Source organism: Enterococcus sp. 2STP (genome assembly GCF_032465635.1).
In the GTDB taxonomy this organism is placed as follows: Bacteria; Bacillota; Bacilli; order Lactobacillales; family Enterococcaceae; genus Enterococcus_B; species Enterococcus_B lactis.
Genome location: NZ_JAWDJH010000018.1, coordinates 170,671 through 197,191 on the forward strand (window position 1 = coordinate 170,671; position 26,521 = coordinate 197,191).

The 26,521-nt window shown below is 39.6% G+C and carries 25 protein-coding genes and 1 pseudogene; all 26 read right to left on the reverse strand.

Annotated elements, in window-relative coordinates:
* Positions 1-158: 158 nt before the first annotated feature.
* Positions 159-1,061, reverse strand: a complete 903-nt coding sequence (locus tag RWU19_RS07490) for a LysR family transcriptional regulator (RefSeq protein WP_316002484.1) — start codon at positions 1,059-1,061, stop codon at positions 159-161.
* Positions 1,058-1,750 (reverse strand): carbonic anhydrase family protein, encoded by a 693-nt coding sequence (locus RWU19_RS07495; RefSeq protein ID WP_029743305.1) that lies wholly within the window; start codon positions 1,748-1,750, stop codon positions 1,058-1,060. Before RWU19_RS07495 ends, RWU19_RS07490 begins: the two co-directional genes overlap by 4 nt.
* Positions 1,751-1,792: 42 nt before the next feature.
* Positions 1,793-2,434 (reverse strand): YfbR-like 5'-deoxynucleotidase, encoded by a 642-nt coding sequence (locus RWU19_RS07500; protein ID WP_002288886.1) that lies wholly within the window; start codon positions 2,432-2,434, stop codon positions 1,793-1,795.
* Positions 2,435-2,471: 37 nt separating this feature from the next.
* Positions 2,472-2,750 carry a hypothetical protein gene (locus tag RWU19_RS07505; protein WP_073441419.1) on the reverse strand — a complete coding sequence of 93 codons (279 nt, stop codon included), beginning with the start codon at positions 2,748-2,750 and terminating at the stop codon, positions 2,472-2,474.
* Between the two features lie 76 nt (positions 2,751-2,826).
* A complete protein-coding gene (locus RWU19_RS07510; RefSeq protein WP_316002485.1) occupies positions 2,827-3,462 on the reverse strand; it encodes an HAD family phosphatase in 636 nt (211 codons plus the stop codon).
* An 11-nt stretch (positions 3,463-3,473) separates the two neighbouring features.
* Positions 3,474-6,203, reverse strand: a complete 2,730-nt coding sequence (locus tag RWU19_RS07515; RefSeq protein ID WP_123837973.1) for a sigma 54-interacting transcriptional regulator — start codon at positions 6,201-6,203, stop codon at positions 3,474-3,476.
* A gap of 105 nt (positions 6,204-6,308) precedes the next feature.
* Entirely contained in the window at positions 6,309-7,286 is a 978-nt protein-coding gene (locus tag RWU19_RS07520; RefSeq protein ID WP_002313783.1) for an SIS domain-containing protein, read from the reverse strand.
* A 52-nt stretch (positions 7,287-7,338) separates the two neighbouring features.
* Complete coding sequence (locus RWU19_RS07525; protein ID WP_002335700.1) at positions 7,339-8,151, reverse strand: PTS system mannose/fructose/sorbose family transporter subunit IID; 813 nt, start codon at positions 8,149-8,151, stop codon at positions 7,339-7,341.
* Between the two features lie 14 nt (positions 8,152-8,165).
* Positions 8,166-8,945, reverse strand: a complete 780-nt coding sequence (locus tag RWU19_RS07530) for a PTS sugar transporter subunit IIC (RefSeq protein WP_316002758.1) — start codon at positions 8,943-8,945, stop codon at positions 8,166-8,168.
* Positions 8,946-8,964: 19 nt separating this feature from the next.
* Entirely contained in the window at positions 8,965-9,435 is a 471-nt protein-coding gene (locus tag RWU19_RS07535; protein ID WP_316002757.1) for a PTS sugar transporter subunit IIB, read from the reverse strand.
* Entirely contained in the window at positions 9,432-9,848 is a 417-nt protein-coding gene (locus RWU19_RS07540) for a PTS sugar transporter subunit IIA (RefSeq protein ID WP_002309312.1), read from the reverse strand. Before RWU19_RS07540 ends, RWU19_RS07535 begins: the two co-directional genes overlap by 4 nt.
* Positions 9,849-10,441: 593 nt before the next feature.
* Positions 10,442-11,071, reverse strand: a complete 630-nt coding sequence (pyrE, locus tag RWU19_RS07545; RefSeq protein ID WP_029744090.1) for an orotate phosphoribosyltransferase — start codon at positions 11,069-11,071, stop codon at positions 10,442-10,444.
* A gap of 9 nt (positions 11,072-11,080) precedes the next feature.
* Positions 11,081-11,794: pseudogene (gene pyrF, locus RWU19_RS07550) on the reverse strand (orotidine-5'-phosphate decarboxylase); the annotation flags it as partial.
* Positions 11,791-12,723, reverse strand: coding sequence for a dihydroorotate dehydrogenase (locus RWU19_RS07555; RefSeq protein WP_002315057.1), 933 nt, complete (start codon positions 12,721-12,723; stop codon positions 11,791-11,793). The pseudogene pyrF and the gene RWU19_RS07555, both read right to left, overlap by 4 nt.
* Positions 12,720-13,496, reverse strand: a complete 777-nt coding sequence (locus tag RWU19_RS07560; protein ID WP_002315058.1) for a dihydroorotate dehydrogenase electron transfer subunit — start codon at positions 13,494-13,496, stop codon at positions 12,720-12,722. Before RWU19_RS07560 ends, RWU19_RS07555 begins: the two co-directional genes overlap by 4 nt.
* Positions 13,497-13,549: 53 nt before the next feature.
* Positions 13,550-16,735, reverse strand: a complete 3,186-nt coding sequence (gene carB, locus RWU19_RS07565) for a carbamoyl-phosphate synthase large subunit (RefSeq protein WP_123837974.1) — start codon at positions 16,733-16,735, stop codon at positions 13,550-13,552.
* A gap of 4 nt (positions 16,736-16,739) precedes the next feature.
* Positions 16,740-17,816: a carbamoyl phosphate synthase small subunit gene (locus RWU19_RS07570; protein WP_002345088.1), complete on the reverse strand. Its 1,077-nt coding sequence runs from the start codon at positions 17,814-17,816 to the stop codon at positions 16,740-16,742.
* Between the two features lie 4 nt (positions 17,817-17,820).
* Positions 17,821-19,101 (reverse strand): dihydroorotase, encoded by a 1,281-nt coding sequence (locus RWU19_RS07575; RefSeq protein ID WP_024635173.1) that lies wholly within the window; start codon positions 19,099-19,101, stop codon positions 17,821-17,823.
* 18 nt (positions 19,102-19,119) lie between these two features.
* Positions 19,120-20,046, reverse strand: coding sequence for an aspartate carbamoyltransferase catalytic subunit (locus tag RWU19_RS07580; RefSeq protein ID WP_002335694.1), 927 nt, complete (start codon positions 20,044-20,046; stop codon positions 19,120-19,122).
* A gap of 12 nt (positions 20,047-20,058) precedes the next feature.
* Positions 20,059-21,342, reverse strand: coding sequence for a solute carrier family 23 protein (locus tag RWU19_RS07585; RefSeq protein ID WP_123837975.1), 1,284 nt, complete (start codon positions 21,340-21,342; stop codon positions 20,059-20,061).
* Positions 21,343-21,355: 13 nt separating this feature from the next.
* Positions 21,356-21,895: a bifunctional pyr operon transcriptional regulator/uracil phosphoribosyltransferase PyrR gene (pyrR, locus tag RWU19_RS07590; RefSeq protein WP_002295862.1), complete on the reverse strand. Its 540-nt coding sequence runs from the start codon at positions 21,893-21,895 to the stop codon at positions 21,356-21,358.
* 235 nt (positions 21,896-22,130) lie between these two features.
* A complete protein-coding gene (locus RWU19_RS07595) occupies positions 22,131-23,042 on the reverse strand; it encodes an RluA family pseudouridine synthase (RefSeq protein WP_002315064.1) in 912 nt (303 codons plus the stop codon).
* Positions 23,039-23,503: a signal peptidase II gene (gene lspA / locus RWU19_RS07600; RefSeq protein ID WP_002335692.1), complete on the reverse strand. Its 465-nt coding sequence runs from the start codon at positions 23,501-23,503 to the stop codon at positions 23,039-23,041. Before lspA ends, RWU19_RS07595 begins: the two co-directional genes overlap by 4 nt.
* A gap of 4 nt (positions 23,504-23,507) precedes the next feature.
* Positions 23,508-24,206 carry a CBS domain-containing protein gene (locus RWU19_RS07605; protein WP_002309327.1) on the reverse strand — a complete coding sequence of 233 codons (699 nt, stop codon included), beginning with the start codon at positions 24,204-24,206 and terminating at the stop codon, positions 23,508-23,510.
* Positions 24,193-24,579, reverse strand: a complete 387-nt coding sequence (locus RWU19_RS07610; protein WP_002315065.1) for a hypothetical protein — start codon at positions 24,577-24,579, stop codon at positions 24,193-24,195. Before RWU19_RS07610 ends, RWU19_RS07605 begins: the two co-directional genes overlap by 14 nt.
* A 173-nt stretch (positions 24,580-24,752) precedes the next feature.
* Entirely contained in the window at positions 24,753-26,423 is a 1,671-nt protein-coding gene (locus RWU19_RS07615; RefSeq protein ID WP_024635171.1) for a formate--tetrahydrofolate ligase, read from the reverse strand.
* Between the last annotated feature and the right edge of the window lie 98 nt (positions 26,424-26,521).

Here is a 26,521-nt window from a genome sequence, read left to right on the forward strand (position 1 = left end):
ATTTTCGTACCTTTTCATAAAAGCAATCAGTTATAGATTGCTTTCTATAAAAAGAGGGGTTGTGACAAAATTCGTGTCACAACCCCTTATTTCGAATAAACTGTTTTGTTTGGCTGTTCTTTCTACTTAATATCAGTCAGATGTTCCGTCTACTTTTCTTAATTCTGTTGGTCCAGTAACCGAGTAAGCTCTTTGATAAATCTTTGAGCGATTTCACTGAGTGGGCGCTTTGCCGAATAAATGATATAAAATTCATTTAGTTCGCCTTCTGCTAAAGGGATTAACCGCAAGTGCTCACGAATTCCTCCAATCACAATACCAGACCCTGAAGCGTACGCATCAGTTTCAAGAACGATATTCATCAAAGTCCCTCGATCACTGGTATAGATCACTGTTTCTTGATCAGGAATCTCGATAAGGTCTTCATAAAAATACGGAAAATTATTTCCATCCTGTGTAAAACGAACTTGAGGATAAGATAACAATTCTCCTTTTGTGATCTCTGCGTGTGTAGCTAGCGGATGTCCATGCCTTAAAAAAATGTGTGTTTTAAATTTTCCAATGCTGCGACCACTTAGTTCTCCTTGTTGCAAATATCTTCTGATACCAGCTTGATTATGCTCGTTCATATAAATAATGCCGATTTCACTATGCTGCTCTTTGACTTCTTCGATCACTCTCGCCGTCGTCGTCTCCATGATCCGAAATTGTTTGATTTCATCTTTGAATTCCTCGAGTAGCTGTGCGGTCAAAGGACCTAAGAAATCATAATGCTGGGCAGCGATTGAAAAATTGTCTCTCTTTTCACTCGTTAGATAGTGACTTTCTAATGTATCAAGCTGAACCAAGATTTTTTCGGCACGATTTAAGAAGTCTTGTCCTTCTTCTGTTAAATATGCACCTCGATTCGTTCGAGTAAACAGCGTAATTCCTAACTCAGTCTCTAATTCTTTGATACCAGCTGAAAGACTTGGCTGCGAAACAAACATTTTCTTTGCTGCTTCTCTGAAACTACCATTGTTTGCCACAGCGACCACATATTTCATTTGTTGAATATTCATTCCTCAAACTCCTCGAAATAATAAATTTCTCTTCCATTCAAGGGTTGAATTGGTCGGTTGTTCGGCTGTGCATACTGCCCTTTGAAGGGTAGAAGAAACTCTTGGTTCAATTTTCCTACATGATCCATCACAAACCATTGGATTGGCCCGCTGGTAGGTGGAGTTGTCAATGAACCTACATAATGAAAATGGCTTTTTTTCTCTGGAAAGAAGACATCCGGATTTACCCAGTGTTCATGTTTTTCTAAATTCCATCTCTCTCCGTTTTCTTGATCATAAAACCAACCTTCCTGTTCCATTAACTGATACATGACTCCCACGACAAGATTCTCTTTTTTGCTGTTCATATGAACAAAATGAAATTCAATATCTTCCTGGTTCCCGTCGATGATATGTTCAGATGGTAAGTGGAAATGAATATCTGTCAAATAATAGCGTTCTTTCTTGAACTCTACATAACTGAGTTGATCAAAAGGTACTAAATGAATCGTATTTTTGAATTCCTTGTCAGTAAAGCGTTGCTTTTGATAATGAAACGAAAGTGTATCTCCTTTCATTTTTATTTCTTCACCTTTTGTTAAATGAATAGGTGACTGCAACGGAAATTCTGCACCTCTCGCAAACCAATCACATAAATTCGCCCAATTTTCCGGACCTCTGTCTCCAGAATAGCCCCATTCGACATCCATATTCTTTTTCAACTATACTTCCCCCTGCATCTCATATCGTTTTTATTTTTCTTCTTTCTTTACAATCGTTGAGACGGTTTCTAAAAACGCCTCTTTTCCATAAAATTCCTGGTTCAATAGTTCCGGAAATATTTCTTTAAAGAAATACTGAACAGAAGGCCGATGTTCAAAGCTTTTGATAGTAGTCACTGCCTCAATGAACATCTCCTTGTAAACTTTTTCTGGATTATTTTTGATGATTTCATCAAAAGACTCATAAAGAAGGTCAACCTTATCTGAAATGGCTAATAGTTCTCCTTCTACGGTTTCATCTTTTCCTTCGAACAACCGACGGCGATAAACTTCTTGGAACTCAGCTGGAATCTCTTGGTTGATGAATTCGTCCGTCATCTTTTCTTCAACTGTTTGCAGCATCCCTCTTAATTCTTTGCTTGCATATTTCACTGGTGTTTTGATATCACCAATAAAACGTTCTGTGTAGTCATGATTCAGTGATTTTTCATAGAGCAGTTTCCAATCGATTGGCTGCCCATTTGCTTCTTCAATATCTCCCAGAACTTGCGCAATGGACGCGACACGATACGAATGTGCTGCAACTGTATGCTCCGTATATTTAAAAAAACCAGGTGCCCTTGTGATCGTCTCTAAATTGTTCAATCCTAAAATAAATTCATTCAATCCCATAAAAGTTACCTCCCTTTGAGATTTCTTTTTCCGAATATCATATCATTAAATAACTGACATTCGCAACATTTCCGCTCTTTTCCATTTTCGCAACAGCTCGCTTACCAAAAAATAGAGAAAATCTCGATAGAATAGAGTGCAGAGAAGAGATTATTCTCTTCTCTCTGCTAACCAGTCTTAGCAAAATAAATTTTGCAAAAATCAAAAACTGATTACGATAGAAATTTCTTTTCATACCTGATGAAAAGATGCTTCCCGCAATCAGTTTTTGGATTGTTTTTATATCGATTGATAGCCATTTTTTCTCACAATCAATTAATTATATGCTTAAGATTCTTGTTCAAAAATTTCACGAAATTTCGGAGCATTTAAAGCTTTTTCAGAGAGTTGAATCAATCTATATCGTAAGTTTCGATTATTTGGATGATATCATTCAAATAATCAATCACGATATCTGCTTGTGCCTGATCAAGGGGCAGATCTTGCTTTAATGCAATCGTATATAAATTAGCTGCTTTTGCTGATGCAATACCAACAGGAGAATCTTCTACTGCGATGCAATGTCTACCATCCAATGCATTTACTGCGATTTGATAAATTTCTGGATGTGGTTTGCTTTTAGATAGCTTTTCCCCTGAAATGACAAAATCGAAGTATGGTGCTAAAGCATTCTGTGTCAGCATTTTGTCGATTTCTCTTTGCGGAGAAGAAGAAGCAAGAGCAATTTTGATACTTTTCTTTTTTAAATAATCCAAGATGTCTTCCGCACCCTTTCGCAGTGCTGTTTTAAAGTCAATAGGATGTTTTTCCCGGTACGCAAGGTATTCTTTTTTAAGATTAGCTCGTTGGTCTTTTTCTGAGACCAATACTTCCCAAATCCCATTTTCTGTCAGTCCAACGAAATCCAACTTATTCGTCGAACCTGGTAGGATGTTTTTTTCTTTGAAAAATTGCATACGTCGATCAAAATAAAAGTTTTCTGAGTCAATTAAGACACCATCCATATCAAAAATCATGCCTAAATTCACAAACCTTCCTCCTATCCATAAATAATTTCATGAATCAGTCGTAACTCCAACGTGGAAATCTTGATAGTATACTCACTCTCTATCTCGAAAAAGGCACGATGAATCTGTTCCATTTCTGCCCCTGCTTGAGTCGTATATTCCTCTATATCTTCTTGTTCATCCACACTTTCTTTCCTTAAAATTCGTTCAATCATACAGCAGCAATGTAGGTATAGTAAAAACAACTTACTATTAGATAGAGTGATCTCTAAGGTTTCCTCAGCTACGGATACAGCACTTTGCACTAAACGCAACAGTTTGGTTGCGTCCAAAATCGTTAAATTCTCGATGATTTTATTAATTGAAAAACTGAACATCAGCTGTTCTTTTAAATCTTTATCACGTATGTCAAAATAATCTTGTAGAATTGAAATGAACTTCTCAACATCTTCACCGTTAATTAAATGATCGAGACCAATATAAGGAACCTGTTCGATTTTGGGATCTTCTGTTCCTACAATCATCAATACTTCATATATCTGGAAAGGATCCTCATACATTTTATTTTTTTGCAATTTTTTGTAATCATACGGAATAATCGTCAATTCTTTGCAATGATTTTCTAAACAAGATTCCAAAATCTCTTGTATTTGAGTAGCTGAACCTATTCCGGTGTAACAGCAAGTTAAGATTGCCTGTGTTTTTTCTTTTTTTGGTAGTATTAGTTGTTTCTTTACTTTGTTTTCTATATCGATTTTTTGGCTGATTTCTGCGATAGACATTTGTCTTTGAATCAACTGCCCAATCTCCAATACAAGAGGCGTAGAGACATAATCGATAATCAGCAGTGGACCACGTATTTTATCTGCTAGCTTTTTTCCGATTTCGTTCAACGACCCCATATCTACTAATAAAATCAACCCGGCGTCCGTTTGATGATCATTGATAAAGCGAATGACTTGTTCTTCTACTTTAGCTAACGTGATATTGATTGGCATATCATAAGCTTGAAAGATATTCTGCTTCAGCATCCGATTGCCTACGTTCGCCATACTGCTAGCAGTAGAATAACCATGAGCTAAAATGATACTCTTGATTTTCTTTTCTCCTAGCGTGATCTGCAGCCCATGAAAATAAAAGGAAATAAAAATCAAATCTTCCTCTTTAAAATCTTGATCTAATTGTCGAGAAATATGTCCTAGTACTTTTTTAGCATACCAATAAGAAGTATCTATGGAACTCGAAACCAATTCTAACAACTTGTCTTTGACACTTTGCCATTCATGGTTTTCTGCAATCATATCTGTGTTGTTTTTATGGTAGAGATACTGTGCCAGGGCAATCACACGATTACCATCTTGTTCCAATCCGTAGTTTTCATGCATCCAATCAAAAGTTTCTCGTATCTGATAGGTTAGTACAGAATAAAATGATTCTTCTTTCGAATAACTATCTTTAAAAATAAACTCGTCCATCAAATGATTGATTCGATTTACCGTATGATCAATAAAATCTTTGATCATTAATTCTTGCTTTTCAACTTTTTGATACATTTGCACTATTTTTTCAAATAACTGCCTGATTTGCCTGACTTCTGAAGATTCTAAAAAGACTTGATTAGCTGTATGCGGCAAATATTGGCGGTCTGGTAAAGCTTTAATCGTTTTTTTCAGCTGCTCTTTTAGCTGCATGGTATTTTCAGTTGGAAGATCCTTCAAACGAACTCGAATAGACAGACTATTTTGATTTTTGGCGTACGCACTACCGCAGACATATTTCACGATGTTCTTTATCTTCCCTACATTGCCTTCTAGGTCACTATTAAGCAAAAAGTCCACTAGTTGATAACTTACATCGATGCGTTTTGACAAAATATTCGCTTCATTAATAAAAAATGCGTCTATCAGTTGCATACGCTCTGATTGCGGACGACGTTCATAATTCGGTAACATGACAATCACTGGCAAACGGCGAATAAATGTCGGCAAAAATGTTTGATAGACATTCTCAGTTGTTGCAAATATCATACGGACGTTTGCTTTATGTCTGATTGCATTGTCCCCCATCGGTGAAATTTCTCCTGTATCCATAAATGTAAAAAGCTTTTCTTGCCCTTCATCACTTAAGCGGTGTACCTCATCCAAAAATAATACGCCATTATCAGCTTTTTCTATCAATCCAATATGTTCTTTTTCCGCTCCAGTAAATGCTCCTTTGACATGTCCAAACAAAGCAGAAGACAAGAGTTCAGGATTGTTGAAATATTGGGCACAATTATAAGAGATAAACGGAGCATCTTTTGGGATGACCTTTTCTGCTACAGCATATTCATAGATTTTTTCTGCTAAAAATGTTTTCCCTGAACCGCTATTGCCTGATAAAAGAATAGGCAACCCATTCCCAGGATAAAGTACTGCTGTCTTTATTTGATCAACTACTTCTCTTAAGCTGCCATTTGCTCCAATCACCGTTTCTAATGCATTGGCTTTTTCTGCTGCAAATAAGTCTTCCCAAGTTTCATATTCAGATTCTCTGTGGAAAATGCCAAGTTCAGCTAAAGTTTCAACATGTAAAAAAGAGACGGGGTAACTCTTGACCTTGACCAATATTCCTTCTTTCATTCCTTGATTTAAGTAGAAGCTTGTTGTACTTCGATTCAAACCGACATTTTCGCTAATTGATAAAGCTGAAAAATCTTCTGCATGATGCTCACTGTAATTTTTTGTCAGCTCTTTTAAATATTTTTCTACTTTTTTGTTCATGATCAACACCACCCAATTTACTCTTGCTCAATCAATTGTACGAGAATAAGAAACCCTTTTCAATGCATGGGAAGAAAAGCCGAGGCACTTGGCCTCAGCTCTAGTTTAATACTCTAATTTCCACATATAACGACGCTTTGTCAGCGGATGTTGGCGTACTTCAGCTAATTCTTCTGCATAGACGCGGAATACTGCTGTGATGACGAATGGATTGAAGTAATCAAGAACCTCTTTCGCAATGTGGGCAGACAGTCCCCAATCCAGTGCATCTACGATTTCTATTTTTGCATCAAAACGATTCAAAAAGGTCAGTGCTCGGGCATCCATTTGACGCGTACGACCATCATTCATCAATAAGATAAATGGTACGTCTTTGTCCGTGATTTCAAATGGGCCATGGAAAAATTCACCAGAATGGAAAGTACCAGAGTGAATCCATTGCATCTCCATCATTAAACAAATAGAAGTGGAATACGCAACTTCATGAGTCGCTCCTGAACTCATAACATATATCACCTTTTCATTTTTGAAACGTTCGGCGAATTTTTTTGCTTGTAGACGTGCTCCCTTTGCACTTTCTTGCGACAAATCATAAATTTTGTCGAAACCATCCATCATCTTATCGTAGTCTTTATACCCTTCGATCTGATTTAGTAGTTCAACTGCAAGTTCTAAGCAGTAACCTGTTTTTTCTAGTTTTGCTGCGTAATCTTCTGTGAAACGATGATAAATCACATAGTCTGCGTCTTTCGTTAACGGAGAATCTACGCTATGTGTTAAACTAATAACTGTGGCACCTTGTTCTTTCGCTACTGCGTTAGCTTGAACAGTTTCAGGAGTCGTACCTCCCAATGAAGCTGAAATAACTACAGTATGATCGTTGATCGAGCGAGGTGTCGCATAATTGAATTCATTTGCCGTAAAGTGGCTGATACGTAATTTGTTTGCGTTTTGTTCTAAAAAATATTTTGCTGGATATAGATCTGCTTTCGATGCACCACAGCCGACAAATACGATGGACTCCACCTCTTTGTTCGCGATGATTTCTTTGACGATATCTTTTGGACTTAATGTTGAATTCATGTTTGAATTCCTCCTCATACTATTTATTTTTAACCTAAATTAGGTTGGTCCCTTAATTAAAAATCCCGCATAAACTTAGTAAAACACCACCAGCGATACAAATAGTGAGCATCAAACCGGTCCGAACTTTCTTTTGCAACAACCAATACATAAAAAATGTCAGCCCTAAAGGAATCAACTGGGGCATGATATTATCTAAAACATCCTGTAAAACAAACGCCTTGCCGAATCTTAGCGGCGTGGTGATTCCAATCATGCTAGCAATCATAGCTCCAATGACCATCAAACCGATAATCGTACAAACATACATCACTTTATCCATCAGCCCTTCTTGATACAGTTTCGCTAAATATTTATTCCCAGTATTATAACCAATTTTTCCGCCATAATATGTAACGAAAAAGGACGGAATGAAGGAGATGATAATGGCCAAGATAGGGCCTAAGATACTACCTTGCTGAGCGAGATTGATTCCAAAGCCAAAGGCTAAAACACGTATGGTTCCTTGGAAGAAAGAGTCTCCGATTCCTGACAATGGGCCCATAAGCGAAGTCTTCAAAGCACTGATGGTTTCCGGATTGAAATTCTCTTGATCTTCGGCATATTGTTCTTCCATAGATGCTGCTAGTCCTAAAACGAATGAACTTGTTTGCGGCGTACAATTGTAGTAAGCCATGTGCCGCTCATAAGCATCGATTTTCTTTTGTTTGTCTTCTGGCTTGTCATAGATTTTATCAATGATTGGTGCGATCCCATACATAAACCCCATATTCATTTGTCGTTCGTAATTCCATGAAGCTTGTATTGCCCACGAACGCCAGAAAAATTGCCAATACTTCCAACTATTTTGATCTTTCTTAGTCATAAAAAAACTCCTTTCTATAAATCATCTAAAGGATCAGGTTCGCTTACAGCTGTCCTATTATCTTTACCATTGAATTTGACTTGTGCCATCACAAAGGCCACAATGCAAGCAAAAGCTGCGATACCTGTGATGCTTAATCCGGAGTAAGCTGTGATTAGAAAACCAAGTAATAAAAACGGGATCATTTTTTTCGTCAACATCGTTTGTAACAACAAAGCAAAACCATATGCTGGTAAAATTTTGCTTGCTAAAGTCAGACCATTTGTCAACCATACTGGGATACTGCTCACGATATTTTTCACTAAATCTGTTCCAAAGTAAACAGCTAAAAAGATAGGGATAAAATACATCAGTGAATATAAGACCGTACCATAGATTATGTGGATCCGTCGTGCTCTGCTGAACTTTCCTTCATTGATTAAATTATCTGCCCAATGTGTCAGATTTGAGAGTACCGTCCGCATCAATATTCCAAGCATTTGTCCTAACACAGAGATTGGAATGGCAATAGTCAGAGCAGTTTCAGCATTGGAGCCAGATAGAATAGCAAAAGCTGTAGCAATAATGGACGCCATATTCATATCCGGTGGCGCTGCTGCTCCGATATTTACCAGACCAAGCGACATCAATTCCAGAGAAGCACCAACCAATAAACCTTTTTCCAAGTCACCTAATACTAACCCAACTAACGTACTCACGATTAAAGGCCGTTCAAAATTCATCCTCCCTAGTAGTCTAGAGTCCAAGATGCACAGGATTCCGACCAGACCTAAGGCAATCGATTGCAACAACATAACGTAAACTCCTTTCTTTTTAAAACATTGTATTCAAATCCTCTTTTTTTGAGGTTGGAACCTGTTGCATGAACTGTTTGATGCCCATTGATTTTAGTACTTTCGCATCTTCTATCTCATTTTCAGTCAAGAAGATAGCATTACTGAATTGTTTTGATCCTTCTTTTTTTATGATTCCTCCGTAATTGATTTCCTTAACGTTTGAGTAACTTTCGCAAAACTGACGAACATCCTTGGTATTTCCAAAGATCATCATGATGTTTTCGCTCAATGCTTCTATTTTAGATATTTTTGTCAATGTATTTTCAACGGTAAATATATTGAGTTTGATTCCTTGAGGTTTTGATAGTTCTAAAGACATTTTTTTAAATTCATCATTGGCTGCTTCATCATTCACCACCAGAATTCGGTTGATTTGCAAAGATTTACTCCAAGAAAACACCACTTGTCCATGCAACAATCGGTGATCGATACGAATGAACTTGATCATAGATCATCTCCTCCTTCATTTGATTTTTTTAGTAATCGATTGCAATCAATCAATGACTGCCGACTTTCTTCGATAATCAATTCTAAATCTGCAGCAGCAATTGGGTTAACTTGCGTGGCGATTGAAATCACTAAGGGTAGATTCATTCCTGTAATCAAGCGTATTGCTGGCTCTTTCTTTAACAGTCCTATCATTTCATTATTGACACTTCCTCCTAAGATATCTGTGAGAATAAATAGATTTTCTTTTCCTAATTTTGAAACTATACTTTGTATTTGTTGTTCTATCGGCTCATCTTCATCTCGATAAGCTGATAATGCATAAATATTAGTGGCAGGCCCCAAGATCATTTCAGCTGTTTGTTTTAGACCTTGAGATAATGCGCCGTGACTAGCTAGAATAATCGTATTCATTTTTATTTCCTCCTCGCTGACAGTTTTATATAGAGCAAATATCGTGCCAACTTCTGTTAAGCCTGTAAAATCAATAGTTACAACTATTTCCCAACACTTTTATCATTTACTGATAAGTGTTCAATCGATTTTGTAAAAGTGTTGAACTGCTTTTCTACATATATAAAACAAAAACAGCCCCTTGACTGTGTGATAGAAACACAGTCGAGGGGCTGTTTTTGACTCGTTGAAGTCGTTCATACTTTGTGTAATCAATGCTATTGAAGATAAGGCATATGTGTCTTATGGATATATTTCCTCATCCAAATCATCCATGCAGGATTATGAAAAAAAATGAGCGTGAGACAAAAGTAAAGAACACTTTTGTCTCACGCTTTATACACGTATAAACGGCGGAAGCAGAAGCAACTCCTCGAAAATAAGCTGAAATTCACAAAAATTTGAAAAGCAATTTTCCTGAATTCCTTCTTATTTCTTGGAGTTAAACGCTTCTGTCCCAGCCTCTAAAAATATAACGGTGTAGAGAAATGGTAATTTAGAAATATTCAAAATAACATAGCTTTATTTTTTCAATTATCTAAGTGTTTTTGTACTTAAGACTGCCAATTTTCAGGATCTTTTTTCCATTCTTTTAGCAGAGTTAATTCTTGCTCATCGATATAACGATCTTCTAAAGCTGCTTCGATCAATACAGAGTAATTGGTCAACGTCATAAGAGGGATTTCGGCTTTTTCGAAATTTGCTTTTCCTTTTGGCAACTCATACGTAAAGATAGCTGCAACACCAAGGATATCTGCACCTTCTCTTTTCGCTGCTTCAGCTGCTTCCAAGACGCTGCCTCCTGTAGAAATCAGATCCTCGATCACAACCATCTTCTGGCCTTCAACTATACGCCCTTCGATTTGATTGCCTTTCCCATGATCTTTCGCCTTACTTCGAATATAGACCATTGGCAAGTCTAATATTTCCGCTACCCATGCAGCATGAGGGATTCCTGCCGTTGCAGTTCCAGCAATTACTTGTACTTCAGGGAAAGCTTCTTTGATTTTGCTTGCTAAGCCTTTTGCGATCTCTTTTCGGACTTTTGGATAGCTCATCGTGATTCGGTTATCACAGTAAATGGGGCTTTTGATTCCACTTGCCCAAGTAAAAGGATCACTTGGATTTAAAAATACTGCTTCAATCTCTAATAGATCTTTTGCGATACTTTGTTCTACATTCATTTTAGGTTGACTCCATTCTGTTTGAATCGTTCGGTATGCTTCATAAGGATCAGTTGCTTGTGTGATTGGTCGTCCCACAACGATGAAAGTTGAGCCAATCTCTCTTGCTTGAGAAGGTGTGACTACTCTTGTCTGATCTCCTGCGACTGTTCCTTCTGGTCTTATCCCTGGAGTTAAGCAAACAAATTCATCTCCCGCCGTTTCTTTGATCGCTTCTACTTCCCAAGCAGAAGAAACCACACCATCTAATCCTGCTTTTTTGGCACAGTTAGCGTAATGGATCACACTTTTTTCTAAAGGAACTTCGATTAGTTGATCTGCATGCATCTCCTCTTCACTTGTAGAGGTAAGTTGAGTGATAGCTAGAAGTAGCGGACGTTTCCCACCTTCTGGCGTTCCTTCTTCTAATCCACGCATTGCCGCCTCCATCATGCGAATACCGCCAGCTGCATGAACACATGTGACATCAACACCAAGCTTTGCCAGTCCCCGCATTGCTTTTTCGACCGTATTCGGAATATCGTGAAGTTTCAGATCTAAAAACACATCGTGACCAGCATCTTTTAGATAACGTACGATTTCAGGTCCTTCTTGGTAGAACAATTCCATTCCGATTTTCACAAACAATTTTTCTTCTTCTGGGAAAAAACGAAGAAAGTCTTCTACTTCTTGCCAAGTTGAAAAATCTAATGCAATGATTGGTCGTTGGTTTAGTTGGTTCATCGTTCACGTTCCTCTCTCACTTCTTTGATTAATCTTTCCAGTGACTCAATACCTAGTTCGCTCATTCGCACTGGGAGCTCTTTGATTAGTTTAGGACAGATATAGGGATCGGTGAAATTCGCAGTCCCTATAGCTACAGCGCTTGCTCCAGCCATAAACATCTCAAGAACATCGTCCACTGTCTGCACGCCGCCCATCCCAATGATTGGAAGATTGGATATACTTGCCACTTGATGAATCAAACGGATAGCGACAGGCTTGATTGCTGGTCCGGATAGTCCACCTGTTTGATTGGCTAAAATCGGTTTTCTTGTCTTAAGGTCAATCCGCATACCAAGTAGTGTATTGATCATTGTAAATCCATCTGCCCCTCCAGCTTCGATTGCCTGAGCGATTGGAACGATGTCTGTCACATTGGGGGATAGTTTGACATAGACAGGAACAGAAGCAACTTTCTTTACTGCTTGTGTTAATTGAAAAGCAACATCAGGATCTGTTCCAAAAGCGATACCGCCATGCTTGACATTTGGACAGGAAATATTCAGCTCGATTGCTTTCACATTTGGCGCTTCGCCGATTTTGCTACAAACTTCTACATAGTCTTCTTCGCAAGCACCAGCGACATTTGCGATGATGGGTAACTCATTGTACTCCTCTAATTCTGGAAGAAGTTTATGCATAACAACGTCTAGACCAGGATTTTGTAACCCAATCGCATTCAACATGCCCGATGGTGTTTCCGCCACTCTCGGTGTAGGATTGCCAAAGCGAGCATTTGGAGTCGTTGCCTTGACCATGATCGAACCAAGCTGATTCAAATCATAGTATTTTCCGTATTCTTTGCCAAAACCGAAACAGCCGCTTGCCGGCATGATAGGATTTTTTAATTCTAGGCCAGGAAGTTTGACCGCTAAAGGATTCTCATTCATATAATTACCTCTCCTATTTTAAAAATCGGTCCTTCGTCACAAACTTTCACACTTTTTGTTCCTGTTTCATCTTCCGGCGTATGACAAACGCAAGCATAGCAAGCCCCTATCCCACATGCCATGCGGGATTCTAATGATAACTGGACATTTTGATGCGAAGAAAACAGCTGTTCCACTGTCTTCAATAACCCGTTGGAACCACATGCAAAAACAGCTGTAGGTTTCGTCTTCGTTCCTAACAATAAATTACCGACATTTCCGTGCATACCGTATGTTCCATCGTCAGTAGCGATTCTTGTTTCTCCTAGACGATTAAATTCTTTTTCATAATAAACGACTTCATGTGTGGCAAAACCTAAAAAGTGCGTTGGTTTGATCCCTTTTTTGACTAACTGCTTTGATAACTCATACAGGGGAGGGACACCGATTCCTCCACCGATTATAAATACTTCGTCTCCTGTATGAAGACCAGATAAATCAAAACCATTACCTAAAGGACCCATGACATCTAAATGGTCTCCGGCAGAAAGAGTAGAGAAGACGCTAGTCCCCTCACCTTCCACCCGATAGATAATACGGCAAGTATTTGTCTCGTGATCGATATGATTCAAGCTAATCGGTCGGCGTAGCAGCAAGTCTGCACGCGGCACGAGGATATGCAAGAACTGTCCTGGTTGCTGCATTTCTTTTACTAGATCACCTTTTAATGTCATTTCAAAAATCTTTGGTGCCAGCTGTTTTTGCTGAACGATTTCCATCATTTCTTGTTTCATCTGTCCCCTCCTGTAACGGATTTTCTTCTTTCGGTCTTAACATGTGTACACCGTTAAATAGGGTTGGTTGAAAATGCACGGGATTCCATCACTCGAACGATTGCATCTGCTGTGTCTAAAGAAGTAAACAACGGAATACCATGTTCAACTGCTTCTCTTCGGATAATGAAGCCGTCTTTAGAAGCATTTCCCCGATCTTTATCAATCGTATTGACAACCACTTGTGTTTTACCATCTCGTATCAAGTCAACTACATTTTTTTCTGCTGCTTCCTCAGAAATTTTCGCAACTGTTTCAACGACCAAACCATGTTTTTCGAAATAGGCAGCTGTATGTTTCGTTCCTATCAGACTATAGCCGATTTCTGTAAAACGTTTAGCTAACTCTAGTGCTTCTTCTTTTGTTTCATCCGCAATCGTAAACAATACGGCTCCATATTCAGGCAAGTGTAATCCAGAAGCTTCGAATGCCTTGTACAAAGCTTTGTCTAATTGTCTGTCAGACCCCATTACTTCTCCAGTCGATTTCATTTCAGGCCCTAAGTAAGTATCGACTTTCTGCAATTTAGTAAAAGAAAAGACGGGCGCTTTAACATGGACTTCTTTTGTTTCCTTATAAAGTCCGTTTTCATAACCAAGTGTCTTTAATTTCTCTCCCAAAATAGCTTTCGTCGCAATTTGTGCCATTGGAATTCCTGTCACCTTACTTAAGAATGGAACAGTCCGACTTGCTCGAGGATTGACTTCGATCACATAAACCTCATTTTCATGGATGACGAACTGGATATTCATCATCCCGACACAGTTCAAACCTAATGCTAAACGGATCGTGTAGTCTTCAATCGTTTTCTTGATCGATTCAGATAATGTTTGAGGTGGATACACAGCCATTGAATCCCCTGAATGGACACCGGCACGCTCAATATGCTCCATGATCCCTGGGATGAGTACAGTTTCACCGTCACAAATCGCATCCACTTCGCATTCACCACCAAGCAAATAGCGGTCCACTAGTACTGGATGTTCTGGAGAAGCTTTCACAGCATGCTCCATGTAGTCTTCTAAATCTCGCTGATTTTCAACGATTTCCATCGCACGCCCGCCTAATACATAGCTTGGACGAACAAGAACTGGATAACCAATTCTCGAAGCGATAACCACGGCTTCTTCTTTACTTGTAGCAGTATCCCCTAAAGGTTGAGGAATACCCAACTCTTTCAGCGCTTGCTCGAATAAATCACGATTTTCCGCACGATCCAAGTCTTCAATCGTTGTCCCTAAGATTTTTACACCAGCAGCAGTCAAAGGTTCGGCTAAGTTGATTGCTGTCTGACCACCGAATTGAACGATTACCCCTATCGGCTGTTCTAGCTCGATCACATTCATCACATCTTCGAAGGTCAATGGCTCAAAATATAATTTATCCGAAATAGAAAAGTCAGTAGAAACTGTTTCCGGATTGCTGTTCATGATGATTGCCTCGTATCCTGCCTGCTGAATTGCTTTGACAGAATGCACAGTCGCATAGTCAAATTCAACTCCTTGTCCGATACGGATAGGACCAGATCCCAGTACTAGAACTGAGGGCTTTTCTGATCGTGAACTTTCATTTTCATATTCATAGGAACTATAAAAATAAGGCGTTTTTGATTCGAATTCCGCTGCACAAGTGTCAACCATTTTATATACAGGAATCAAATCATTTTCTTTTCTCATCTGGCGAACGGCTTCTTCGCTTATTTCCCACAGCTCCGCCACTTTTTTGTCTGTAAAACCGTTTTGTTTCGCTGTTTTCAATATCCTGTCATCCAACGGCTGCTGTTTCAACTGCTGTTCGATTTCTACGATATGCAACAGTTTATCTAAAAAGAATAAATCGATTTTTGTCAAATCTGCCAATTCTTCTATGGTGTACCCTCTTCTAATAGCTTCAGCTACATAAAACAGACGATCATCTTGTGCTCGAACCACTTTTTGGATTAGGTCATCATCCGTGATGTCTGCCAAGTCAGGAAGTTCAATATGGTGTGTACCGATTTCTAAAGAACGCACAGCTTTCAATAAAGACTCTTCGATATTCCGACCGATAGCCATCACTTCACCAGTTGCTTTCATCTGCGTGCCTAAAAGCCGTTCTCCATTTTCAAACTTATCAAATGGCCAGCGAGGAATTTTAGCTACAACATAATCTAATGCAGGTTCAAATTCTGCAAAAGTCGTTCCTGTGACAGGATTTTTCATTTCGTCTAATGTTAATCCAAGCGCTATTTTAGCAGCTAGCTTAGCGATCGGATAGCCAGTCGCCTTACTTGCTAACGCCGATGAACGAGAAACACGCGGATTGACTTCAATCACATAATAATTAAAGCTATGTGGATCAAGAGCAAGTTGGACGTTACAGCCTCCTTCGATCTTAAGTGCTCGAATAATCGAAAGAGAAGCATCACGAAGCATTTGATATTCATGGTCAGACAATGTCTGGCTAGGAGCAAATACGATAGAATCACCTGTATGGATACCCACTGGGTCAAAATTTTCCATATTGCAGACAACGATTGCATTATCAGCCGAATCTCTCATCACTTCATATTCAATTTCTTTAAAACCCGCAATACTTCGTTCAATCAAACATTGGGTAGCTGGGGAAAGACTTAATCCATTTTCTGAGACTGTTCGTAATTCTTCTTCATTTTCACACATGCCTCCACCAGTCCCGCCTAAAGTAAAGGCTGGACGAACGATGACGGGATAGCCGATTTTATTTGCAAACGCTACAGCTTCTTCTACTGTATTGACGATTTCAGACTCGGGGATCGGCTGATTCAATTCTTTCATCAACTGTTTGAATAGATCACGGTCTTCTGCTTGATCAATCGCAGAAAGCTTCGTTCCTAGAAGTTCTATGTTCAATTCTTCTAAAATACCAGATGATGCCAGCTCCATTGCCATATTGAGGCCTGTCTGTCCGCCTAAAGTTGGAAGGAGAGCATCTGGACGCTCTTTTCGAAGAATCCTTGATACAAATTCAAGTGTGATCGGTTCGATATATACTTGATCTGCCACTTCTTTGTCCGTCATGATCGTCGCAGGATTAGAATTTACTAAAACCACTTCATATCCTTCTTCTTTTAAGGCAAGACAAGCTTGTGTTCCTGCGTAGTCAAATTCTGCGGCTTGACCAATGATGATCGGACCAGATCCAATCACCATAATTTTCTTGATATCTGTACGTTTCGGCATCTGTTTACTGCTCCTTTCCTGCATCCATCATTTCCATAAATTCATCAAATAAATGTAGTGCATCATGCGGACCAGGGGCAGCATCTGGATGAAACTGCACACTGAAAGCGGGATAATCTCTGTGTTTGACTCCTTCTACTGTTCCGTCATTCACTTCTACATGGGTTACGATGAGTTTTTCTGGATCAATCGTGGCTTCATCGACTGCATAGCCATGATTTTGAGAAGTAAAATCAATTCTTCCGGTCGCTACTTCTCGGACTGGATGATTTAATCCTCGATGTCCGAATTTCATTTTATAGGTATCTGCACCGTTGGCTAAAGCAAATAACTGGTGGCCAAGGCAAATACCAAAAATCGGTACTTTTCCTTGGATTTTTTTGATCATTTCGATTGCTTCTGGCACATCTTTTGGATCACCAGGTCCATTCGTCAGCATGACTCCGTCTGGTGATAGCGCTAAAATCGTCTCGGCATCTGTGTTATAGGGAAGTACTGTGAGGTTACAGTTTCTTTTACTCAATTCTCGTAAAATACTATGTTTCAAGCCGAAGTCAATGACGATGACTTTCCGCCCTGTTCCTGGACTTGGATAGGGTTTGTTAGTGGAGACTTGCTGCACTTGATTGGTTGCTAGAACGGTTGCTTTCAGCTGATCAAATGCATGTTCGAAGGAATCTCCAGCATCAACGATACTTGCTTTCATCGTTCCGACTTCACGGATTTTACGAGTAAGGGCGCGTGTATCGATACCTGATATTCCAGGAATCCCTTTTTGTTTCAAAAATGAATCTAGCGTCATTTGGTTTCGCCAGTTTGAAGCTACACGCGCGTGCTCTTTTACTACTACTCCTTTGCATGTTGGAGAAATCGATTCATAATCATCTCTATTTACCCCATAATTGCCCACCATAGGATAGGTAAATGTAATGATTTGACCGTTGAAACTTTGATCGGTGATGGTTTCTTGATAACCAGTCATGCTTGTTGTAAAAACGATTTCTCCGAAGACATTCGCATCCGCGCCGAAAGCTTTTCCTTCGAAAACTGTTCCATCTTCTAATATAAGCAAACGTTCCATACTTTTATTCTCCCTTCTGCCACACAAGTTTTCCGTTGACAAAAGTCATTTGTGTTTCGCCTTTTACTTTCCAGCCGATAAAAGGTGTATTTTCCCCTTTTGATAAAAAGTCTTCTTTATCGATCGTGCAAGTTTTTGTAATATCAAAAATTGCTACATCAGCGGGTGCGCCGACTGTCAGCGTTCCTGCATTCAAACCAAAAATCTCAGCCGGTTTAACTGCCAACCAATTGATTACTTGTTCCAATGTGAATTGTCCAGTTTCTACAAAATGAGTGTAGATCAGTTGGAATGCTGTTTCGCTTCCTACGATGCCAAATGGTGATTTCATGAAGCTTTGGCTTTTTTCTTCTAATCCATGTGGGGCATGATCTGTAGCGATACAATCGATTGTGCCGTCAAGCAAACCTTCAATCAAGGCCTCCCTGTCCTCCCGTCCTCTTAGCGGTGGATTCATTTTCCAAAAGCCGAAATCTTCGGGAATATCTTCGTCGATCAAAATAAGATGATGGGGCGAAACTTCCGCTGTTACTTGGATTCCTGCTTTTTTTGCGTCTCTGATTACTCGGACACTCTCTTTAGTAGATACGTGGCACACATGGTAATGAACACCAGTTGCTTCAGCTAGCAACAGATCTCTGGCGATTTGAGAAGACTCGGTTACACTTAAGATTCCGGGAAGACCAAGTTCTTCTGCCTTCTTGCCAGCGTGCATAACACCGCCAAATAATAAAGATTCGTCTTCTGTATGGGCTACTAGTGCTTTATTGTTTTTCGCAGCTTCTTTCATAGCCAGATACATCGTTCCAGCCGTTTGGACACCTACACCGTCATTTGTGAAAGCAAAAGCACCTTCTTCAATCAGTGCTTCTTGATCAACTAATTTCTCACTTCGCAGATTTTCTGTGATTGGCGCATACTGTAATACCTTCACAACTGCGTCTTTTCTAATGATGTCATATACTTGTTTCAGCTTTTCTGCCGTATCAGGTACAGGATTTAAATTCGGCATCGCGCATACAGTAGTAAAACCACCACGTGCAGCTGAGCGAGTTCCAGCTTCGATCGTCTCCTTGTATGTAAATCCTGGCTCTCTCAAATGGACATGGACGTCCACTAAACCAGGTGTGATCAATTGTTCCTTTGCATCAAACACTTCATCAAATTCGGCTTCTGAGAATCCTGTACCGATTGCTTTGATTCGCCCATCTTCTATCCAAATTTCTGCTGGTGTCGTCATATTTTTTCGTGTATTGATCTGACCGTTTTTAATGAGTGTTTTCATTTTTTCATCCTCCTATAATTACGCTTTTCCATTTAGCACTGCTTCTAAGATTGCCATTCTGACAAAGACACCATTGCTCATTTGTTGAACGATTCGTGACTGTAATCCTTCCACTAATGAATCAGCTAATTCCACATCGCGGTTAACTGGTGCTGGGTGCATAATGATCGCATGTTTTTGCAGCTTCTTCGCACGTTCAACTGTTAAACCATATTCCTGATGGTAGCCTTCTTTTGAGAAGCTTTCTTTTCCATCATGGCGTTCGTGTTGCACTCGAAGCATCATCATGACATCAACTTGATCTAGCAGTTCGTCCAATGGCATATAATGTCCGTATACTTCGAACTCCTCATCGTACCATTCTCTAGGACCTGAGAAGAATACTTGTGCACCTAAGCGTTTTAACATCTGCATATTGGATTTCGCTACCCGAGAGTGAGTGATGTCCCCTACAATGGCAACTTTCAGTCCTTCAAAGTGTCCAAATTCTTCATAAATAGTCATCAAATCAAGCAAGCATTGGGTTGGATGCTGTCCGCTTCCGTCTCCCCCATTAATAATCGAGCACTGGATGGTTTTGCTTTGTATCAGTTCGTCATAATAGTTCTCATCACCATGACGGATGACCGCTACGTCTACACCTAATGCAGACATCGTCAGTACTGTATCGTATAACGTTTCTCCTTTTTGGACAGAGCTTGTACTTGCTTCAAATTCAATCACTTCGAGCCCTAGTTTTTTCTCCGCTACGTCAAAACTTTTATGTGTGCGGGTACTATTTTCGAAAAAGAGGTTTGTAGCAAAGTACTGGCGCTTTTGCGGAGTCCAATTAGCCCCTTGCTTGAATTCTTGCCCTCTGCGAATCAAGCCCATAACTTCTTGGTCAGTAAGTGCCTCAACGGTCAATAAATGCTTTAAACTGATACGTTCTGATTTGATGATCATAATGTTTCCTCCTTAGTTTTCTTCGCTTCGTGAAGTTTCTGGTAAGATAAGATTTAAAATGATGCCAAGTACAGTTGCTAACGCCATTGCCGACAATGTAAATGTGCCTACTTCAAAGACAAGTCCGCCAATTCCTACTACTAGGATAACTGAAGCAATCAACAGATTTTTCTTTTTGTCAAAATCGATTTTGTTCTCGATCAAAATCTTCATTCCGCTTGCTGCAATGACGCCAAACAAGATAAAACTGATTCCTGAGATGACTGGTCCAGGGATACTTAAAATCAAAGCGCTTAATTTTCCTACGAATCCCAAAACGACTGCAAAGACTGCAGCTCCCCCAATCACAAACACGCTGTGGACGCGTGTGATAGCCAGAACACCAATGTTTTCGCCGTAACTTGTTACAGGAGGTCCACCAACGAAGGCTGCTACGATTTGTGCTAAGCCATCACCTGTCAACGTCTTATGAAGACCCGGTTCTTCAAAGAAATTACGTTTAGTTAGTTTATTCAATACCATAAGATGGCCGATATGCTCTGTCATCGTCACAAAAGCGATGGGTGCCATTGTTGTGATTGCTCCAAGATATAGCTTTGGTTCATATTGTACAAAGGGAATCTCAAAGTTAGGAACAGCAAACCAGGCAGCGTCTACGATTGGCTTAGTATCCACGATTCCAAACAGCAAGGCTACGATGTACCCGCTAATAATACCTAGTAAAATCGGAATCAATCCGAGAAAACCTCTTAGCCACATGTTGAAGAAGATGGTCAATCCTAATGTGATCAGTGCTACGGCAATATACTTGAAATCATATGTGCCTTGATTATACATAGCATTTGTTGCTGCATTTGCCGCAAGTCCCAACCCGATAACCATGATGACTGGGCCGACGACGATCGGAGGCAAGATTTTATCCAGCCATGCTGAACCGATCTTTTTGATGATCAGCGCAACAATCAAGTAGACTAATCCAGTTGTGACTGCTCCTTGTGCAATCGCTGGATAACCATCTGTTTTCATCAAAAGCTGCATCGCCGCAATGAAAGCGAAGCTGCTTCCTAAGTACGCCGGTATCTTTCCTTTAGTAGTAAATAAGTACACCAATGTCCCTAGTCCTGAACTGACTAGCGCGATACCTGGATCGATCCCTACTAAGATAGGTACTAACACGGTTGCTCCGAACATCGTGAACAAGTGTTGTAAACTTAATCCAACCCAATGTCTTGGGGTTGGGCGATCGTGGATATCTAACACCACGTCATCATTATGAAATCCGTTTTTCTCCGACATGTTTCTCTCTCCTCTAATCTTCCTCTTTCAAAATCATGATGCGATCTTGTCCATCAAGCTCTTGCATCTCTACTAAAATCTCTTCCGCCCGAGATGTTGGAATGTTCTTCCCAACATAATCTGCACGGATTGGCAATTCTCGATGCCCACGATCTACTAGGACTGCTAATGAAATTTTTCTTGGTCTGCCAAAATCCATTACTGCGTCCATTGCCGCTCGAATCGTTCGTCCTGTATACAAAACATCATCAATCAAAATAACTTCTTTTCCTTCTAAGGAAACTGGGATGTCAGAAGAATGAAGTTCCGGTTCTTCTGGATTTTCTTTTTTGTCATCTCGGTATAAAGTGATATCTAGTTCTCCCACAGGAATATCGATATCTTCTAGTTGCTTCAAACGTTCAGCGATTCTTGATGCAATGTAGATCCCTCGTGTTTTGATACCTACCAATACGATATCTTGGATACTATGGTTTCTCTCGATAATCTCATAAGTAATTCGAGTCAATGCTCGCTTCATCGTTACCTGATCTACTACTTCTTTTGCTTGCATTTTCATTCCCCCTACTTTTTTGCATAAAAAAACTCCTGCCCTAAGAGGACAGGAGGAATGTTTAGACTGAGCGTATACTGATACACTGATAGCTATACTATGTCAATGAGCAATTTACTTTATGGCGCACCATACGTATCCTTGCTCCCACCCTTCTTAGCCTCACGGGACTAAACTTAAAGGAATTCTATTAAGTTTTATGCTTTCGTTGTTAATTACTATACCGTTATCTAAATTAAAATGCAATGTTTTTTCTTAATTTTTCTAAAGTTTTTTCAAAAACTTCTGGAAGAGGTGCTTCAAAGACCATCTTTTCGTTTGTAGTCGGGTGTGTAAAACCTAGCATTTGCGCATGGAGAAACTGGCCATTGCCTTTCAAAGTTTTCTTCGGTCCATATACTGGATCTCCAGCTAACGGATAGCCGATATACTTCATATGCACACGGATCTGATGTGTTCTTCCAGTTTCCAGTTTTAATTCAACCAGAGTAAAACCTTCAAAACGTTCCAACACAGTAAAATGCGTGACAGCTGGCTTCCCATCTTCTCTTATAGCCTGCATTTTTCGGTTTTCTTTCGAACGGCCGATTGGCGCATTGATCGTGCCTTTTTCGTGAGGAATCTCTCCATGGACTAAAGCAACATATTTACGTAAAGAAGTCTTATCTTTTAGTTGCTTAGCTAATGATTCGTGTGCCTGGTCATTTTTAGCAACCATCAGCAGACCTGAAGTATCTTTGTCGATTCGGTGGACGATACCTGGTCGGATAACCCCGTTGATCGTAGAAAGATCCTTGATATGATACATCAGCGCATTGACCATTGTGCCATGCGTATGACCTGCTGAAGGATGAACGACCATTCCTTGGGGTTTATTGATTACCGCGACATCTTCATCTTCGTAAACGATGGTCAACGGGATGTTCTCTGGGACAACATCTAATGTTTCTGGTTCAGGAATCAAGACAGTGATCTCGTCTCCTTGTTTTACTTTGTAATTTGCTTTGACTGGTTGTCCATTGACAGAAACCGCACGTTCTTTCAGCCACAATTGAATTTGCGAACGGCTGTAATCACTGAATAGATTAGTCAATACTTTATCGATCCTACCAGATTCATGGCGAATCGTTGTTTTAAGTTCGGTCATTTTTTTCTTTGATCCTTTTCATCTAAAATAATATAAATTAATATACAGATCACTCCACATACAAGTGTCACATCTGCTACATTGAAAATTGGAAAGTTCATAAAGTCTGTTTGAAACATGTCTACTACATAGCCAAGTCGGAGACGATCAATAAAGTTGCCAATCGCACCAGCTAGAATCAGGCTCAATCCAATCATGAACCAGCGATTACTTTTTTCACGATTTTTAATCATCAATGTGAGAATCACAACGACTGCAATGAGTGTCACTATAGTAAAGAACCACATCTTCCCTTCTAGCATACTCCATGCGGCTCCAGTGTTTCGAATATGATTCAGTGACAAAATACCTGGTATAAGACTTTTCGTCTCTCCAAGCGCTAAATTATCAGTGATCCACCATTTGACCAGCTGATCCACTCCCACTAGCAGAGCGCTGAATATCCAATAAATAATTAACAAAAAATCAATCCTTTTCTATTTGTTTATAAATATCGCGAGGTCGTATGATCCCAAGCAGATTACCATCGGGATTCCCATCTTTAGTGATAAGTACGGCTTCCAAAGTTCCTTGCTCGCGAAACATCGCTTCAACCTCATAAATATGTGTTTTAGCTGGAACAAAATGATAATTTGTGTACTTCCCATTTTGGATAATCAAATCCAATGCTCGTTTATTTGTTAAATCAACAGGACCTTTTTGGCTTTCTTTTGCTAGCCAAAATCCGATATTCCGTAAAGTAATCAATGCTACAAATTTTCCTTTATTGTATAACGGAAACTGTGAATACCTTTTTTCTGCTACTATCTTTAACAGTTCAAGTAGCGGAAGATCTTGCTCAAAACCTGTTACACGTTTCGCAAATCGAGGTAGTACGGTTTCTGGGCGTATCAGTTCTTGTTCGATCAGCTGGATTCGCTTGACTGTCCAATCATTTGGTTCTGCAATGACAAAATCGACGGCGATCCGGTCATGGACGATCGCATTCCTTAACTGAGCAAGCTGTAAAAGATCATCTTCATATTTTCTGATCATCAATTGTTTTCTTTGAGCTAGGCGTCTGACAAGTTCGGTAAATCCCATGTTTCGTGCATTTCCCATCTCGTCTCTCATCCATTTTTCGATTCGATTGAAACTGATTAAAAAAAGATCAGAGTTTGCCATAATTTTCCTCCTTGATCAAATATGCCCGGTTTTTTATATAGAAAAAGAACGCAAACAACACGATAACTGCAAAAAAACTGAAAAATAGATTTTGTAGGAAAACGGCCCCCAAACCAGTTGCCAGAAATAAGAACGGGTAGATTTGAAGAATCAAACCATTCATTGTGATCACATAAACAGGCTTTGCTTCTTTCACTGTATAAACGGGGCTTTTTAGCCAATAAAAGGTGACCTGCATCGTAAAGGGCACTTCCAGATCAAGCGTTATCTTTTGTTCATGATTGAGAACACTGCGTTTTTCATTATTGATTCTTAATTGAATCGAGCTGCCCATACCGTAAAAACCGGTTTTTCTTATAAATGTCGTTTTCATCGTACCCTCCTATTATGCTTTAGTATAGCTCAAAATACAATAAAGAAAAAGAATGATCCTAGTGCAAACACAATTAATCTCTTGACACCTTCAAAAAAAGAAGCTGTAGTCAAAATACAGCTCCTCTTATGTTTAATGAAAGTTATTTAGTATACGGTAGATTATAATCAAGCTTAAAACAATCCCAATACTTCTCCGTCGTTTGTCACGTCCATATTTAATGCAGCAGGTTTTTTAGGCAAACCAGGCATCGTCATAACATCCCCAGTTAAGGCTACTAAAAATCCTGCCCCTAATTTTGGGATGATCTCTCGGATCGTGATGGTGAAATCTTCAGGTGCGCCTAGCAATGAAGGATCATCAGAGAATGAATATTGGGTTTTCGCCATACAAATCGGCAAATTATCCCATCCATTTTTCGTAAATTCTTCTATTTGTTTTTGCGCCTTTTTACTAAAAACAACACCATTTCCTCCGTAGATTTTCTTGACGATTGTTTCAGTCTTTTCTTGTATCGTTTCTTCTAGGCGATACAATGGCTTGTAATCAGCTTCTTTTCTATCAATCAATCGTACCACAGCTTCTGCTAAATCAACGCCACCTTCTGCTCCATTTGCCCATACACTTGCTCTTTTAGCAAGGATTCCCTGATCTTCGCACAAGTGCTCCAGCAGTGTAAGCTCACTATCTGTATCTGTTACGAATTCATTGATTGCAACGATCACAGGGAGTTGGTATTGTTCCATGTTACGTATATGACGTTTTAAATTTGCAAAACCTATTTTCAAAGCGTCAAGATTCTCATTTTTAAGTTCATCCTTTTTCATTCCACCATGCATTTTCAATGCGCGGATTGTTGCGACGATCACCACTGCATCCGGCGCTTTTTTCAAGTTAGGTACTTTGATATCTAAAAATTTCTCTCCGCCAAGATCTGCACCAAATCCTGCCTCTGTGACAACGTAATCTGCTAATCTCAATGCTGTCTTGGTAGCTAAAATACTATTGCAGCCATGGGCGATATTGGCAAACGGTCCCCCGTGGACAAAAGCTGGTGTTCCGTAAATTGTTTGTACAAGATTCGGCTTGATTGCATCTTTCAGCAGTAATGCCAGAGCGCCTTCTGCTTTCAAGTCTCCAGCAGTCACAGGCTGACGGTCAAATGTATAGCCGACAACGATCCTTGCAAGACGAGCCTTTAAATCTTCAAGGTCTGCCGCAAGACACAAGATAGCCATGATTTCGCTAGCAACTGTGATATCAAACCCATCTTCTCTTGGGACACCTTGGATTGGCCCACCCAAGCCAACGATTACTTTACGCAGTTCACGATCATTGAGATCGACTACCCGTTTCCAAATCACTCGGCGAGCATCGATGTTCAATTCATTTCCTTGATGAATATGATTATCTAAAAGAGCAGATAATGCATTATTAGCTGTTGTGATAGCATGCATGTCACCAGTAAAATGCAAGTTGATATCTTCCATAGGCAATACCTGTGCATATCCTCCGCCTGCAGCACCACCTTTGATTCCCATCACAGGACCAAGTGAGGGTTCTCTCAGTGCAATAACAGATTTTTTATTGATTTTATTGAGCGCGTCTCCTAACCCTACAGTGATCGTTGACTTTCCTTCGCCAGCTGGTGTTGGATTGATGGAAGTAACTAAGATCAAATGCCCCTCAGCGTTATCCTTTGATCGATTGATTCCAGAAAAATTGATTTTCGCCTTATATTTCCCATACAGTTCCAAATCATCTTCCTTAAGATCTAATTTACTAGCTACTTCAACAATCGGTTCTAGCTCTGTTTCTTGTGAAATTTGCAGATCACTCTTCATTTGATTACCCCTTTTCACGAACTTTATTCAACAAAACATCTTCTTTGTTAAGATATGCCAATTATACCTTTTTTTATTCAGAACAAAAACATTAAACT